Source organism: Streptomyces arenae (assembly GCF_022343545.1).
GTDB classification, from domain to species: domain Bacteria; phylum Actinomycetota; class Actinomycetes; order Streptomycetales; family Streptomycetaceae; genus Streptomyces; species Streptomyces humi.
The window spans coordinates 28727-44362 of record NZ_JAKQYH010000096.1; the positions used below are offsets into that span (position 1 = coordinate 28727).

Below are 15636 nucleotides of genomic sequence, written 5' to 3' on the forward strand. Positions count from 1 at the left end.
TCATGCGCTACAAGCTCACGTTCGTCGTCGGGCTCGCTCTGGGGTACGTGCTCGGCACGCGTGCCGGACGCGAGCGCTACGAGCAGCTGAAGAAGTCCGCCCGTCAGGTCGCCCAGAACCCGGCCGTCCGCAACACCGCCGAGACCGCCGCCCAGCAGGGCCGCGTCTACGCCGGCAAGGCCATCCACTCGGTGAGCGAGAAGGTCGGCGACCGGATGCCCGACTCGGTGACCGCCCGGGTCCGCTCCCTGCGCGAGCGCAACCACCCCGACGGATCGGACGACTGGGGCACCAGCGACACGTGACGTGACCTCTTCACGCCGGGCAACCCGTCCCGCCCAGGGGCGCCGGGGCCCCGGCCGAAGGCTGCGGGAGGAACCGCGCGACCAGCCACGACGGCGCCGCGCCCACCGGACCACGCGAACTCCTGCGGCGTCCTCGGCCGAACCACGGCGGAGTGTGCGGCAGAATTTCGGTCATGGGGATAGTCGCCGGGTTGGACAGCTCACCCGATTTCACTCGCATCGTGGTCTGCGACACGGACACCGGTGCGGTGCTCCGCCAGGGATACGCACCGCACCCGCTCGACACGCCGGACGGCGGCGCCGGGCGCCCCAGTGACGTCGACCCGCAGGCCTGGCTGCTCTCCCTCGGGGAGGCGGCCGGCGGCGGTCTCCTGGAGGGCGTGCAGGCCATCGGCGTGTCGGCCCAGCAGAACGCGCTCGTCCCGCTCGACGCCCAGGGCAACACCGTCCGCCCCGCCATGGTCGGCGGCGACAAGCGCGCCCAGGTCGCGGCGGCCGACCTGATCGACGCGCTCGGCGGCCGGGAGGCCTGGGCGCAGGCGGTGGGCTGTGTGCCGCAGGCGGCGCAGCCGGTGACCAAGCTGCGCTGGCTGGCCAGGACCGAGCCGGAGAACGCCCGGCGTACCGCCGTACTGCTCCAGGCGCACGACTGGCTGGTCTGGCAGTTGCTGGGGCGGCCGGTGCGCAGGACCACCGATCGCGGGGGTGCGTCCGGGACCGGGTACTGGTCGGCGGCCACCGGCGGCTACCGGCCCGACCTCGTCGAACTCGCCCTCGGTCACCAGGCCATGCTGCCCGAGGTGATCGGTCCCTCCGACGCGGCCGGTACGACCCCGGAGGGGCTGCTGATCTCCGCGGGGACCGGCGAGACCATGGCCGCCGCGTTCGGACTCGGGCTCGGGTTCGGAGACGCCGTCGTGTCGCTCGGGGCCTCGGGGTCGGTCATGGCCGTGCATCCGGAGTCGCTCGCCGACACCTCCGGGATGATCACGTCGCTCGCCGACGCCACCGGCATGCACCTGCCGGTCGTGACCACCCTCAACGCCGTGCGGACCCTGCGCGGCACCGCCGAACTGCTCGGGCTGCCCGACCTGGAGAGCCTGTCCGACCTGGCGATGAAGTCGACGCCGGGGTCGCACGGGCTGGTCATGCTGCCGTACCTGGAGGGCGAGCGGACGCCGAACCTGCCGCACACCGCCGGGACGCTGGCCGGGCTGCGCCGGGAGTCGATGAAGGCCGAGCACCTGGCGCGGGCCTCCTTCGAGGGGATGCTGTGCGGGCTCGCCGACGCGCTGGACGTGCTGCGCGGCCGCGGGGTGGAGGTGCGGCGGGTCTTCCTGCTCGGCGGGGCCGCCGAGCTGCCCGCCGTGCAGGCGGCGGCGCCGATGCTGTTCGGCGCGCAGGTCGTCGTACCGCAGCCGGCGGACTACGCGGCGATCGGGGCGGCCCGGCAGGCCGCCTGGGCGCTCGGCGTGTCGCAGGGCACGCTGGATCCGCGGACCCCGCCGGTGTGGCAGGGCGCGGCGGCCCAGGTGCTGGAGCCGGGTGACGAACTCGCGGTCGGGCAGGCGGTGCGGCAGCAGTACGTGTCGGTGCGGGAGCAGACGCATCCGGGGGCGTTCCGGGCGTAAACCGGCAGAACAGACCTACGCTCTCGGGTTAATCGGTTGAGGTAACGCGGGTGGAGTGTCGGACGATAGGGGCCTAGGGCAAGCGATCCCGCACGTTCGGGCAAGCGCGACCCCGCCTCCACCGCCGACTCCGAGAGACGTAGCGTGCTCATACGACTTCTGCGGACCTATCTCAGGCCCTACAAGAAACCCATCTCCATCCTGGTGCTGCTGCAGTTCCTGCAGACCTGCGCCACTCTCTACCTGCCCACGCTCAACGCGCACATCATCGACAACGGCGTGGTGAAGGGTGACACGGATTACATCCTGTCCTTCGGCGCGCTGATGATCGGTATCTCGCTGGCCCAGGTGGTGTGCAACATCGGTGCCGTCTACTACGGCGCCAAAACCGCGTCGGCGCTCGGCCGGGACGTGCGCGCCGCCGTCTTCGACCGGGTGCAGTCCTTCTCCTCTCGTGAGGTGGGTCACTTCGGGGCGCCCTCACTCATCACCCGTACGACGAACGACGTACAGCAGGTCCAGATGCTGGTCCTGATGACGTTCACGCTGATGGTGTCGGCGCCCATCATGTGCGTCGGCGGCATCGTGCTCGCCCTCGGCCTGGACGTCCCGCTGTCCGGGGTACTGGTGGCGGTCGTACCCGTGCTGGGCATCTCCGTGACCCTGATCGTGCGCCGGCTGCGGCCGCTGTTCCGGGCGATGCAGGTGCGGCTCGACACGGTGAACCGGGTGCTGCGCGAGCAGATCACCGGCAACCGGGTGATCCGCGCGTTCGTCCGCGACGAGTACGAGCAGGGCCGGTTCGGGAAGGCCAACAAGGACCTGACCGAGATGCAGCTGGCCACCGGCAACATGCTCGCGCTGATGTTCCCGATCGTCATGACGACGGTGAACGTGTCGTCGATCGCCGTGGTCTGGTTCGGCGCCCACCGCATCGACAGCGGCGGGATGGCGATCGGTGACCTGACCGCGTTCCTCGCCTACCTGATGCAGATCGTGATGTCCGTGATGATGGCCACCTTCATGTTCATGATGGTGCCGCGCGCGGAGGTCTGCGCCGAGCGCATCGAGGAGGTCCTGGACACCGAGTCCAGCGTCGTCCCGCCGCTCGCCCCGGTCACCGAACTGCGCCGGCACGGCCACCTGGAGATCCGGGGCGCCGGCTTCTGCTATCCGGGTGCCGAGGAGCCGGTCCTCAAGGCCGTCGACCTGGTCGCCCGGCCCGGCGAGGTGACCGCCGTGATCGGCTCCACCGGCAGCGGCAAGTCCACCCTGCTCGGCCTGGTCTCCCGGCTCTTCGACGCCACCGACGGACAGGTCCTCGTGGACGGGGAGAGCGTGTCGGAACTCGACCCGAAGCTGCTCGCGAGGACGGTCGGCCTGGTCCCGCAGAAGCCGTACCTGTTCGCGGGCACCGTGGCCACCAACCTGCGCTACGGCAACCCGGACGCCACCGACGAGGAGCTGTGGCACGCGCTGGAGGTGGCGCAGGCCAAGGGCTTCGTCGAGAAGCTGGAGGGCGGGCTGAACGCCCCCATCGCGCAGGGCGGTACGAACGTCTCCGGCGGTCAGCGGCAGCGGCTCGCCATCGCCCGGACGCTCGTACAGCGCCCGGAGATCTACCTCTTCGACGACTCCTTCTCCGCCCTCGACTACGCGACCGACGCGGCCCTGCGCGCCGCGCTCGGCCGCGAGACCGCCGAGGCGACCGTCGTCATCGTCGCCCAGCGGGTGGCGACCATCAGGGACGCCGACCGGATCGTCGTCCTCGACGAGGGACGGGTCGTCGGCACCGGCCGCCACCGTGAACTCATGGCCGACAACGAGACCTACCGGGAGATCGTGCTCTCCCAGCTGACGGAAGCGGAGGCTGCCTGATGGCCGGGCCCATGGGACGCATGATGGGCGGGGGCGGCCCCGACCAGCGCTCGATGGACTTCAAGAACTCGGGCAAACGGCTGGTCGCCCGGTTCCGACCCGAACGCGTCACGATCTACCTGCTGCTGGTCTGCGTGGTCGCGAGCGTCGCCCTCAACGTGATCGGCCCCAAGATCCTCGGCAGGGCCACCGACCTGGTCTTCGCCGGTGTCATCGGCAAGCAGATGCCCGCCGGCGCCACCAAGGACCAGGTGCTGGCGGGCATGCGCGAGCGCGGCCAGGGCACCGTCGCCGACATGCTGAAGAGCACCGACTTCACCCCGGGCAAGGGCATCGACTTCGGCCAGGTCGGCGACGTCCTGCTCATCGCGCTCTGTACGTACCTGGTCGCCGGCCTGCTGATGGCGGTGGCGACCCGCCTCGTCAACCGGTCCGTGAACCGCACGATGTACCGGCTGCGCGAGGACGTCCAGGGCAAGCTGTCCCGGCTCCCGCTGTCCTACTTCGACAAGCGGCAGCGCGGCGAGGTGCTCTCCCGCGCGACCAACGACATCGACAACATCGGCCAGACGCTCCAGCAGTCGATGGGCCAGCTCATCAACTCGGTGCTGACCATCGTCGGCGTGCTCGCCGTGATGTTCTGGGTGTCCTGGCTGCTGGCCCTGGTCGCGCTGGCGACCGTGCCGCTGTCCTTCCTGGTCGCCACCCGCATCGGCAAGCGCTCCCAGCCGCACTTCGTGCAGCAGTGGCGCTCCACCGGCAAGCTGAACGCGCACGTCGAGGAGATGTACACCGGGCACACCCTGGTGAAGGTCTTCGGCCGGCAGGACGAGTCCGCCCAGCAGTTCGCCGAGCAGAACGACGCGCTGTACGAGGCCGGGTTCAAGGCGCAGTTCAACAGCGGTGTGATGCAGCCGCTGATGATGTTCGTGTCGAACCTGAACTACGTGCTGGTGGCGGTCGTCGGCGGCCTGCGGGTCGCGTCGGGCGCGCTGTCCATCGGTGACGTCCAGGCGTTCATCCAGTACTCCCGGCAGTTTTCGATGCCGCTGACCCAGGTCGCCTCCATGGCCAACCTGGTGCAGTCCGGTGTCGCGTCGGCGGAGCGGATCTTCGAACTCCTCGACGCGGAGGAGCAGGGGGCCGACCCGGTGCCGGGCGAGCGTCCCGCGGAGCTGCGCGGGCGGGTCGCGCTGGAGCACGTCTCCTTCCGCTACGACCCCGAGAAGCCGCTCATCGAGGACCTGTCCCTGACGGTCGAACCCGGGCACACGGTCGCCATCGTCGGCCCGACCGGCGCCGGCAAGACCACACTGGTGAACCTGCTCATGCGGTTCTACGACGTCTCGGGCGGCCGGATCACCCTCGACGGCGTCGACGTCACCCGCATGTCCCGGGACGAACTCCGGGCCGGCATCGGCATGGTGCTCCAGGACACCTGGCTGTTCGGCGGCACCATCGCGGAGAACATCGCGTACGGCGCGTCCCGCGAGGTCACCCGGGGCGAGATCGAGGAGGCGGCACGGGCGGCCCACGCGGACCGGTTCGTGCGCACCCTCCCCGACGGCTACGACACCGTCATCGACGACGAGGGCACGGGGGTCAGCGCCGGTGAGAAGCAGCTGATCACCATCGCGCGGGCGTTCCTGTCCGACCCGACGATCCTGGTCCTCGACGAGGCGACGTCGTCGGTCGACACCCGTACCGAGGTCCTGATCCAGAAGGCGATGGCCAAACTGGCGCACGGGCGGACGTCGTTCGTGATCGCCCACCGGTTGTCGACGATCCGGGACGCGGACACGATCCTGGTGATGGAGAACGGTTCCATCGTCGAACAGGGCGCCCACACGGACCTGCTGGCGGCGGACGGCGCGTACGCCCGCCTGTACAAGGCGCAGTTCGCGCAGGCCGTGGCAGAGGTCGACTGAGCGGGTGCGAGTCCCTGTGGGCGCGGGCGGAGGATTTCACTCGCCCGCGCCTGCGGGGTGCCGCCGCGCCCACCCGTGCCGCCCGGGGGCACCTCCCAGGCCCTTAAGGCACTGGGGGAGGCACGACTGCCCGCAGCTGGGTGAGCTTAAAAGGCACGGCGGCTGGAGCGCCCCGTAAGGGGCGCGAGGAACTGCGCGATCAGCCCCCACGCACCCGCACCCGGCGTCAGTCCAGATAACCCCTCAGCTGGTCCGCGAAGGCATGGTCCCGCAGCTTGTTGAGCGTCTTCGACTCGATCTGCCGGATCCGCTCCCGCGTCACCCCGAAGATCCGCCCGATCTCCTCCAGCGTCCGGGGACGCCCGTCGGCCAGCCCGTACCGCAGCTGGACGACCTTCCGCTCCCGCTCCCCCAGCGTCGACAGCACCGCCTCCAGGTGCTCCCGCAGCAGCAGGAACGCCGCCGACTCCACCGGACTCGCCGCGTCGCCGTCCTCGATGAGGTCCCCGAGGGCGACGTCGTCCTCCTCGCCGACCGGCGCGTGCAGGGACACCGGCTCCTGCGCCAGCCGCAGCACCTCCCCCACCCGCTCCGGCGCCAGCTCCAGATGCGCGGCGACCTCCTCGGGCGTCGGCTCGTACCCCCGCTCCTGGAGCATCCGGCGCTGCACCCGCACCACCCGGTTGATCAGTTCCACCACGTGCACCGGGACGCGTATCGTCCGGGCCTGGTCGGCCAGCGCGCGGGACATGGCCTGGCGGATCCACCAGGTCGCGTAGGTCGAGAACTTGTAGCCGCGGGCGTAGTCGAACTTCTCGACGGCGCGGATCAGGCCGAGGTTCCCCTCCTGGACCAGGTCCAGCATGGTGAGGCCACGGCCGACGTACCGCTTGGCCACCGACACGACGAGCCGCAGGTTCGCCTCGATGAGGCGGCGCTTGGCCATCCGGCCCATCACCACCAGCCGGTCGAGGTCCAGCGCCAGCTCACTGTCCAGGTCCGGGGCGCCGCTCAGCCGCTCCTCGGCGAACAGACCGGCCTCGACACGCCGGGCGAGTTCGACCTCCTCGGCGGCGGTGAGCAGCGGGATCCGGCCGATCTCCCGCAGGTACTGGCGGAACAGGTCGGAGGAGGGGCCGCCGGTGTCGGCGCGGGCGGCGGGGGGCGGTTCCGCGGGTTCGGGCTCGGCGTCCGCCTCGCCGGCGTCGGCCGTGAGCTCCTCCGGGGGCGGTCCCTCCGGCTCGGCGGAGGGACCGGGCTCCGTCTCCGTCTCCGTCTCCGTCTCCGTCTCCGGGTGGAGCGCGACCCGGCTCTGCGGCGGAACGCCGGCGTAGACGTCGGTATCGGCTTCCGGTCCGTCCGTGAGCGTGCTGCTGTCCGTCTGGGTCAGGGTCTGGGTCTGCACGGGGGCGACCTCCAGGATGATCGCTGCCAGGGGGTGCGGCAGCGGTACTTCGGGGGCGGAGACGACGGCCTCGCCGCTGTCCGTCCCGTGAGCGACGAGGGGAACGGCGGGGGTGTGGGACCCGTCCGGGACGGGCCGGCCGCGCTCCGAGGACTCAGGCACCGCACCCCAGTGTGGGGTAAGACACATCGCCGCCACGAGGGGCGTGCGGTGACTTTTTGCGTCCGGTCCGTGACCGCGCGGTTATCCCGCCGGGAGGCCTCGCCTCAGAGGGCGGCGGGGCCGCGCTCGCGCAACGCCTGTCCGTACTGCTGGAGCACCCACAACTCGTTCTGCACGGCGGCGAGTTGAGCCGGGTCACCGCCGCTGCCGAGGCGGGTGAGGGTGATCTGGATCTCGTGGATACGGCGGTCGACGGCCCGGCGGCGGACGGTCACGAGTTGTTCGCCGGCGTAGTTCTCGTCGACGGTGCGGCGCATGATCGCCTCGACGGCGAGTTCGGTGACCATGGCACGCACGGTGTCGTCGGGGGCGGTCTCCCGCACCCGCACCAGGTACTCCTGGGGGTCGTGGACGCCCTGTTCGGCGCCGCCCGCCTCCATGATGGCCTGGCGTACGGCCGCGTAGGGGGCCGCGGTGAACTCGTCGACGCCGTACGCGTCGAACGCCGGGGAGACCAGCTCCGGCCGCTGCAGGGCGAGTTTCAGCAGCTCGCGCTCGGTGGCGTAGACGGCGTTGCGGAGGTTGAGGGCGGGGCCGGGGGCGGCGGGGCGCGCGGCGGTGTCGTACGGCGCCTGCTGCGGGCCGCGGGCGGGGCCGGGGCCGCCGCGGCCGCCCTTCTCCCGGGCCCAACGGGCGAGCTGGGCCACCCGCTTGACCACGAACTGGGTGTCGAGGATGCCGAGCATGCCGGCCAGTTCGACGGCGACCTCGTGCTGGGCGCCGCTGTTCTTGATCCGGGCGACGATCGGGGCGGCCTCGTCGAGGGCGGCGGCGCGCCCGGCCGGGGTGTCCAGGTCGTACCGGTTCACCACCTGCCGGAGCGCGAACTCGAAGAGCGGGGTGCGGGGTTCGGCCAGGTCGGCCACCGCCTCGTCGCCCTTGGCGAGCCGCAGCTCGCAGGGATCCATGCCGTCGGGGGCGATCGCGATGTACGTCTCGGCGGCGAACTTCTGGTCGTCCTCGAAGGCGCGCAGGGCCGCCTTCTGGCCGGCCGCGTCGCCGTCGAAGGTGAAGATCACCCGGGCGCTGCCGTTGTCCATCAGGAGCCGGCGCAGGATCTTGATGTGGTCGCTGCCGAAGGCCGTGCCGCAGGTGGCGATGGCGGTGGTCACCCCGGCCAGGTGGCAGGCCATGACGTCCGTGTAGCCCTCGACCACGACCGCCCGGCTGGACTTGGCGATCTGCTGTTTGGCGAGGTCGATGCCGTACAGGACCTGGGACTTCTTGTAGATCGCGGTGTCGGGCGTGTTGAGGTACTTGGGGCCGTTGTCGCTCTCGTAGAGCTTGCGGGCGCCGAAGCCGACGACCTCGCCGCCGATGTCCCGGATGGGCCACATGAGACGGCCGCGGAACCGGTCGATCGGACCGCGCCGGCCCTCCTGCGAGAGCCCCGACAGCAGGAGTTCCTTGTCGGTGAAGCCCTGTCCGCGCAGATAGCGGGTGAGGTGGTCCCAGCCCTGGGGGCTGTAGCCGACGCCGAAGTGCACGGCCGCGGCCTGGTCGAAGCCGCGCTCGGCGAGGAAGACCCGGCCGGTCTCGGCCTCGGGGCTGGTGGCGAGCTGCTCCGCGTACCAGACGGCGGCGATCTTGTGCGCCTCGACCAGCCGGATCCGCTCGCCGCGCTGGTGGGCCGGGTTGTACCCGCCCTCCTCGTAGCGCAGGGTGATGCCGGCCTGGGCGGCCAGCCGCTCGACCGCCTCCGAGAAGGAGAGGTGGTCGACCTTCATCACGAAGGTGAGGGTGTCGCCGCCCTCCTGGCAGCCGAAGCAGTGGAAGAGTCCCTTGCTCGGGCTGACCTGGAAGGACGGCGACTTCTCGTCGTGGAACGGGCACAGGCCCTTCAGGTTCCCGCCGCCCGCGTTGCGCAGCTGGAGGTACTCGGACACGACGGCGTCGATCGGGACCGCGTCCCGTACCGCCTTCACATCCTCGTCATTGATCCGTCCGGCCACGGATGAATTCTACGGGGGTGCTGTGACAACTCCGGCGATCCGGAGCGCCCCCTCAGGGGCGCGGGGAACTGCGCGACCGGCCACGCACGACCCGCACCCGCGCACCCACCGGCAGCGGCAGCCCGCTAGGCGAGCGAATCCAACGCCACATGGGGGTCGGCGAGCGCGTCGAGATCCACCGGCGCCCCGGAGCGGATCAGCCGCTGGATCGGCTCTGTGACATCCCACACGTTCACGTTCATCCCGGCCAGCACCCGTCCCTCCTTCGACCAGAACGCGATGAACTCCCGCTTCCCCGCGTCACCCCGGATGACGACCTGGTCGTACGAACCGGGCGGTGCCCAGCCGCTGTACTCCATGCCGAGGTCGTACTGGTCGGTGAAGAAGTACGGCACCCGGTCGTACACCGCGTCCCGCCCGAGCATGGACCGCGCCGCCGCCGGGCCGCCGTTGAGCGCGTTGGCCCAGTGCTCCACGCGGAGGCTGGTGCCGAACAGGGCGTGCGGGAAGGAGGCCACGTCGCCGGCCGCGTAGATGTCCGGGTCGGACGTGCGCAGCCGGGCGTCGACCACGATGCCGCCGCCGTGTGCCCGGTCGGCGATCTCCAGGCCCGCCGCCTCGGCGAGACCCACCCGGGGCGCCGCGCCGATCGCCGCCAGGACGTCGTGCGCCGGGTGCTCCTCGCCGTCGTCGGTGCGGGCGGCGAGGACCATGCCGTCCTGGCCGATGATCTCGGTGAGGCGCACCCCGAAGTGGAACCGGACCCCGTGTTCGCGGTGCAGCTCGGCGAAGACGTTGCCCAGCTCGGGGCCGAGCACGCCGTGCAGCGGGGTCGGCCCGTGCTCGATGACGGTGACCTCGGCGCCGTACGTCCGCGCGGCCGCCGCGATCTCCAGGCCGATCCAGCCGGCGCCCGCGATCACGAGGTGCCCGTTGTCCCGGCCGAGCGCGCCGAGGACGCCCTTGAGGCGCTCGGCGTGCGCGAGGCGGCGCAGGTGGTGGACGCCGGCCAGGTCGGTGCCGGGGATGTCCAGGCGGCGAGGCTCCGCACCGGTGGCGAGCAGCAGCTTGTCGTAGCGCACCAGGGTGCCGTCGTCACCGAAGCGGACGGTCTTCGCGGCACGGTCGACGCGGTCCACGGTCTGGCCGAGGTGCAGTTCGACGTCGTTCCGCGCGTACCAGGCGGGCTCGTGGACGAAGACGCTGTCGCGTTCCTCCTTGCCGAGCAGGTACCCCTTGGAGAGCGGCGGCCGCTCGTACGGGTGGTCGCGTTCGTCGCAGATCAGTATCACCCGGCCGCTGAAACCCTCGGCCCGGAGGGTCTCGGCCGCCTTCGCTCCGGCGAGTCCGCCACCGACGATGACGAATGTCTGGTCCGCGTCGACCACTTGAAGCCTCCTCGTGAGGGTGCCGCCACATATGCCGCCCACATGCGCCGCACTGTGAGCCTCCCGCACGCAGCGTGATGCGGGAAGAGGGGGTGACCTTCGGTGCCCCGATCCTGCCCTGCGCAGGGTCCGGCCGGGCCACGGAGTGTCAGCAATTCTTCACATACGCCCCGTCAGCCTCGCATGCAACGACCGCGCGGAGGCGTCGGTGAGCGAGGCGATCTGATCGACGATCACACGCTTGCGGGCGTGGTCGTCACCGGCCGTGTCGAACAGCGCCCGGAACTGCGGGTCGAGGCCCTCGGGCGCGCGGGCGGTGAGCGCCTCGGCGAGTTCCGCCACGACGATCCGCTGCTCGGCGCGGATCCGCTCCTGCTCGGCGCGCTGCATGACGTACCGGTGGGCGATCGACTTCAGTACCGCGCACTCCATCCGGGCCGCGCGCGGTACGACGAGTTCGGCGCCGTAGCGGGTGAGCCGGCCGGTGCCGTACCGCTCCCGGGTGGCGCTCTCCGCGGCGAGGCAGAACCGGCCGATGAGCTGGCTGGTGGCGTCCTTGAGGCGGGCCTGGGCGACCGCGGTGCCGTCGTAGCCGTGCGGCCACCACTCCTCGTCCTGGAGCCGGTCGAGGGCGGCGGCGAGTTCGGCGGGGTCGGTGCCGGCGGGCACGTATCTGCCGACGGCGACGGCGAAGACCTCCTGCCGTTCGGCCTCCGCGTACAGGCAGTCGGGGTCGATGTGGCCGGCGTGCAGGCCGTCCTCGACGTCGTGCACGGAGTAGGCGACGTCGTCGGACCAGTCCATCACCTGGGCCTCGAAGCAGGTGCGGGTGCCGGGGGCCTCCTTGCGGACCCAGTCGAAGACCGGCCGGTCGTCCTCGTACACGCCGAACTTCGGGGAGGCCGGGTTCGTGGGGTGCGCGCCGCGCGGCCACGGGTACTTGGTGGCGGCGTCCAGGGCGGCACGGGTCAGGTTGAGGCCGACGGAGCCCTCGGGGGTGAACCGTTTGGGCTCGATGCGGGTGAGCAGCCGCAGGGACTGGGCGTTGCCCTCGAAGCCGCCACAGTCGTCGGCGAACTCGTTCAGCGCCTGTTCGCCGTTGTGGCCGAACGGGGGGTGACCGAGGTCGTGGGAGAGGCACGCGGCCTCCACCAGGTCGGGGTCGCAGCCGAGGGCGGCGCCCAGTTCGCGGCCGACCTGGGCGCATTCCAGGGAGTGGGTGAGGCGGGTGCGGGGGCTGGCGTCCCATGCCTGGGTGGAGATGCCGGGGGTGACGACCTGGGTCTTGCCGGCGAGCCTTCTGAGGGCGGCGGAGTGCAGGATGCGGGCGCGGTCGCGCTGGAAGGCGGTACGGCCGGGGCGTTTGTCGGGTTCGGGGGCCCAGCGGTCGGCTGACGCCGGGTCGTAGGCCGTGGTGGGTGCGGGTGCGGGGACTGCCATGGTTCGACAGTACGGGGCGGTAGTGACAAATGGGCGTTTGGTACGCCTGCCCGCCTGCCGGGTCGCGGTGCGTCCGCGACTGCGGGTGCGCGGGGGCTTGTCGCGCAGTTCCCCGCGCCCCCAAGAAGGTGGGTCCACTGGTCCCACGTGAAGGGGCGCTGGGGGTACCCCGTCCGAAGGCTGGGGGAGGAACCGTGCGATCAGCCACACCGCGCCCCCACGAAGGTGGTCCACTGGGCCGGCCTAAAGGGGCGCGGGGAACTGCGCGATCAGCCACATCGCACCCGCAGCCGCCCACACACCCGGAGCCGCCCACACACCCGGTGCCCCCACGCACCCGGAGCCGCCCGCGCACCCGCAGCGGTCCACGCACCCTAGGCGGCCACGGTCACCGGCGTTCCCCATGCCTGCTCGTAGCGGTGGAGGATCAGGGCGGCCATCGCGTCGTGGGCTCCCAGAGGGGCCGAGGCGATCCACGGGGCGGGTGCCGCGCACTGGGTCGCGAAGCGGCCCGGGGCCGTGAAGTAGGAGGCGACGGCGATGTGTCGGCGGCCCCTCGCCCGCAGGGCGGTGATCGCTTCCGGGACCGTCGGGGCCGCCGCCGAGGCGTAGGCCGGGAGCACCGGGACGCCCAGGCGGGCGGCGAGAAGGCCGGCCATGTGGTCGGTGTCGACCCTGGAGTCCGGGTCCCGGGAGCCGGCCGCCGCCAGGATCACCGCGCTCGCGGGGCGGCGGCGCCAGCCCGCCTCCAGCAGGCGGGCGTTCAGCGTGTCGGCCAGCAGCGGGTGCGGGCCCAGCGGCGCGGCGACGCGGGTGCGGGCCCGGGCGGCGGCCGCCGTCTCCGGGATGTCTCGCTTGACGTGGTAGCCGCGGCCGAGGAGGAGCGGGACGAGGACGGCCTCGGTCTCACCGAGCCCGGCGAGGGTGTCCGGGAGCAGCGGTTCGTTCAGTTCGATGTGACCGAGGTGCACGGGCAGCCCGGGGCGCAGTGCCCGCACCCGGTCCTGGAGCGCCCGTACCGTGTCGAGCGCGCGCGGGTCGCGGCTGCCGTGGGCCACCAGGACCAGGGCGGGCGGGCCGGGGCGCGGGGAAAGGTCGGTCACCGTCATAGGACAATCCTCACCGGAGGAGATTGCGCGGCCGTTGCCTGACCGTCACGCCTGTTTTCCGGCGCTTCACGGTACGGAGTCGCACGGTGTGAGCGAACCGGGACGCCCCGGCCCGCGTCCTCCATGGTCGAGGCCGACAGGGGGGAAGACCCGTATGAAGCTCCGGCGACCGCGTCTGCCGCGCACCCGCGCCGGCCGGCGGCGGCTGGTACAGGGGGTGGTGGCCGGCTGTGTGCTGGCGCTGCTGCCCGTCACCTGGCTGTACGTGTCCACGGCGGACCGGCTGCGGACGGTGGCGGACGTGCCCCGCACCGACGTGGCCGTGGTCTTCGGCGCGGGACTGTGGGACGGCGAACCGTCGCCGTACCTCGCCCACCGGCTGGACGCGGCGGCGACGCTGTACCGGGCGGGCCGTGTCAGGGTGCTCCTCGTCACCGGCGACAACAGCCGGGAGGACTACGACGAGCCGGACGCGATGCGCGCCTACCTCACCCGGCACGGCGTCCCCGGCGGCCGCGTCGTCACCGACTACGCCGGCTTCGACACCTGGGACTCCTGTGTCCGGGCGAAGAAGATCTTCGGGGTGGACCGGGCCGTACTGATCAGCCAGGGGTTCCACATCCGGCGTGCGGTGGCGCTGTGCGAGGCGGCGGGGGTGGCGTCGTACGGGGTCGGTGTCGACGACAAGCACGACGCGACCTGGTACTACGGGGGGACCCGGGAGGTCTTCGCGGCGGCCAAGGCGGCGCTGGACGTGGTGTTCGAGCCGAACCCCCGGTTCCTCGGGCGGAAGGAACCGGGGGTGGCCCGTGCGCTGGCCGGCGGGCGCTGACGCGCTCCTCAGGCCACCCGCAGACCGTTCACCGGGCCGGCGGTACCGCGCCCGCTGACCGGGTCGTCGGTGCGGCCGAGGTGTTCGAGGCGGCCGTCGGGGGTCCAGCGGCCGAGGTCGCCGGTGCGGACCATGGTGCGGCCCGCGCCCAGGAAGGGGTCGGGGGCGTGCCGCCGGCCGTCCGGCGTCTCGTCGCCGGGCCGGCCGGCGGACACCCCGTCGCCGCCCGCCCAGATCTCCCCCGTCTCGCCGATGGGCAGCGGACGGCGGCCGGCGTCCAGGACGTACACCGTGGTGCCCGGGACGGGGCGGCCCGCGGTGGGGCGTTCGGCGGCCGGGTCGTGGCGGCCCATGGTGGTGACGAGGGCCGCCCCCGCGGGGCCGCGGCCGTGGAAGAGGGCGGCCCGGCGCGACCAGCGGTCGGCGAGCGGGCGCGGGCAGGGCTCCCCCACGACGGCGACCGCGCGGACCCGCGGGCAGGCGGCCGGGTCCAGGCCGGCCAGTACGGCCGGGGTGACGATCAGGACGGTCGCGGTACGGGCCGTGGCGGCCGGGTCCGCGCCCCGGACGACCAGGGTGGCGCCGCGGGTGAGACAGCCGAGGATCTCCCAGACGGCCGGCTCGTCGGAGAGTTCCAGGAGTTGGGCGACCCGGTCGCCGGGGCGGATGCCGAGGCCGCCGGGTTCGGTGAGCAGCAGGCCGGTGAGGTTGCGGTGGGTGAGCCGTAGGAGAGGGGGACGGCCCGGGGCGCCGGGGGCGGGGCGGACGCAGCAGCCGTCGTCGGGGTGCGGTGGTGGCACGGGCAGCGGTCCGGCCTGGTACGGCACGGGGTCGTCCAGGGCGATCAGGCGGTGGCCGTCGGGGAGTTGGAGTCGCGGCGCGTGTTCCTGCTGGGTGAGGACCACCCGGGTGCGGGTGGCGCGGACGACGCGGGCGAGCTGGGCCGGGGAGGTGCGGCCGACGTCCTGGGGGACGTAGGCGGCGCCCGCCTTGAGGACGGCGAGCAGGCCGACCAGCATGGGGATGGAGCGGCGGGCGAACAGGCCGACGTGGTCGCCGGGGCGGACGCCCTCGCGGACCAGGCGGCCGGCGAGCACGGAGGCGTAGCGGTCGAGTTCGCCGTAGGTGAGGGTCGCGCCGTGGTGTTCGGCGGCGACGGCGTGGGGGTGGACGATCGCGTGCCGTTCGACGGCTCGGTGGACGAGCGGTTCGTGGACGGGTGCGTCGGGGCCGCGGCCGTACTGCCAGAAGAGCTGCTGGTCGCGGGCGGTGAGGTGACGCAGAGGCATGGCTCGGAAACCTCCTGGCTGGGTCTTTCCAGTGGGGGGAGGCCGAGTCCGGGTGCGGCGGGGGGCCCGGGCCGGGCCGGTGGGTCGAACGCCGTGCGGGTGGTGCGGGGCAGCGGTGGTGCGGGGCAGCGGTGGCAGGGGACGACTGTAGTCCGGTCCCTTGAAGTCTCAACGGGGCGTGACCGGCCAACGCGGTACGGATCGAGCCACGGGGGTGTTCACACGCGCGGTACGGATCGAGCCACGGGGGTGTTCAC

At 72.4% G+C, this 15636-nt stretch carries 11 protein-coding genes; 5 read left to right on the forward strand and 6 right to left on the reverse strand.

All coding sequences use genetic code 11. The features are described from left to right. Positions 1–2: 2 nt before the first annotated feature. From MB828_RS45040 to MB828_RS45055, 4 genes are all read left to right on the forward strand, one after another. Positions 3–305 (forward strand): YtxH domain-containing protein, encoded by a 303-nt coding sequence (locus tag MB828_RS45040; RefSeq protein WP_133022046.1) that lies wholly within the window; start codon positions 3–5, stop codon positions 303–305. 173 nt (positions 306–478) lie between these two features. After that, positions 479–1936, forward strand: a complete 1458-nt coding sequence (locus tag MB828_RS45045) for an FGGY family carbohydrate kinase (RefSeq protein ID WP_133022045.1) — start codon at positions 479–481, stop codon at positions 1934–1936. Positions 1937–2080: 144 nt separating this feature from the next. Beyond that, positions 2081–3814, forward strand: coding sequence for an ABC transporter ATP-binding protein (locus MB828_RS45050; protein ID WP_133022044.1), 1734 nt, complete (start codon positions 2081–2083; stop codon positions 3812–3814). Next, on the forward strand, positions 3814–5742 hold the full coding sequence (locus MB828_RS45055; protein WP_301653223.1) for an ABC transporter ATP-binding protein: 1929 nt from the start codon (positions 3814–3816) through the stop codon (positions 5740–5742). The genes MB828_RS45050 and MB828_RS45055 overlap by 1 nt, the downstream gene beginning before the upstream one ends. A 226-nt stretch (positions 5743–5968) precedes the next feature. On the opposite strand, the gene MB828_RS45060 is transcribed toward MB828_RS45055, so the two are convergent. From MB828_RS45060 to MB828_RS45080, 5 genes are all read right to left on the reverse strand, one after another. After that, positions 5969–7309, reverse strand: coding sequence for an RNA polymerase sigma factor (locus MB828_RS45060; RefSeq protein ID WP_301653224.1), 1341 nt, complete (start codon positions 7307–7309; stop codon positions 5969–5971). A 104-nt stretch (positions 7310–7413) separates the two neighbouring features. Next, positions 7414–9321, reverse strand: coding sequence for a DNA primase (gene dnaG, locus MB828_RS45065; protein WP_301653225.1), 1908 nt, complete (start codon positions 9319–9321; stop codon positions 7414–7416). A gap of 125 nt (positions 9322–9446) precedes the next feature. Next, the gene (locus tag MB828_RS45070) at positions 9447–10709 is read right to left on the reverse strand and encodes an NAD(P)/FAD-dependent oxidoreductase (RefSeq protein ID WP_133022040.1); all 1263 of its coding nucleotides are present in this window, start codon (positions 10707–10709) and stop codon (positions 9447–9449) included. A 159-nt stretch (positions 10710–10868) separates the two neighbouring features. Continuing rightward, positions 10869–12149 (reverse strand): deoxyguanosinetriphosphate triphosphohydrolase, encoded by a 1281-nt coding sequence (locus MB828_RS45075; protein WP_301653226.1) that lies wholly within the window; start codon positions 12147–12149, stop codon positions 10869–10871. A gap of 374 nt (positions 12150–12523) precedes the next feature. Beyond that, positions 12524–13258: a sirohydrochlorin chelatase gene (locus MB828_RS45080; RefSeq protein ID WP_301653227.1), complete on the reverse strand. Its 735-nt coding sequence runs from the start codon at positions 13256–13258 to the stop codon at positions 12524–12526. Positions 13259–13412: 154 nt separating this feature from the next. On the opposite strand from MB828_RS45080, the gene MB828_RS45085 reads away from it, so the two are divergent. After that, entirely contained in the window at positions 13413–14090 is a 678-nt protein-coding gene (locus MB828_RS45085; RefSeq protein ID WP_133022037.1) for a SanA/YdcF family protein, read from the forward strand. A gap of 8 nt (positions 14091–14098) precedes the next feature. Here the strand turns inward: MB828_RS45085 and MB828_RS45090 are convergent, their stop codons facing one another. After that, positions 14099–15379, reverse strand: coding sequence for an AMP-binding protein (locus MB828_RS45090; RefSeq protein WP_301653228.1), 1281 nt, complete (start codon positions 15377–15379; stop codon positions 14099–14101). Between the last annotated feature and the right edge of the window lie 257 nt (positions 15380–15636).

Excerpts from the sequence above, each read along its gene's own strand:
- MB828_RS45090 (WP_301653228.1), bottom strand. The coding sequence starts at position 15,379 with ATGCCTCTGCGTCACCTCACCGCCCGCGACCAGCAGCTCTTCTGGCAG.
- MB828_RS45045 (WP_133022045.1), top strand. The coding sequence starts at position 479 with ATGGGGATAGTCGCCGGGTTGGACAGCTCACCCGATTTCACTCGCATC.
- MB828_RS45080 (WP_301653227.1), bottom strand. The coding sequence starts at position 13,258 with ATGACGGTGACCGACCTTTCCCCGCGCCCCGGCCCGCCCGCCCTGGTC.
- MB828_RS45040 (WP_133022046.1), top strand. The coding sequence starts at position 3 with ATGCGCTACAAGCTCACGTTCGTCGTCGGGCTCGCTCTGGGGTACGTG.
- MB828_RS45055 (WP_301653223.1), top strand. The coding sequence starts at position 3,814 with ATGGCCGGGCCCATGGGACGCATGATGGGCGGGGGCGGCCCCGACCAG.
- MB828_RS45085 (WP_133022037.1), top strand. The coding sequence starts at position 13,413 with ATGAAGCTCCGGCGACCGCGTCTGCCGCGCACCCGCGCCGGCCGGCGG.
- MB828_RS45075 (WP_301653226.1), bottom strand. The coding sequence starts at position 12,149 with ATGGCAGTCCCCGCACCCGCACCCACCACGGCCTACGACCCGGCGTCA.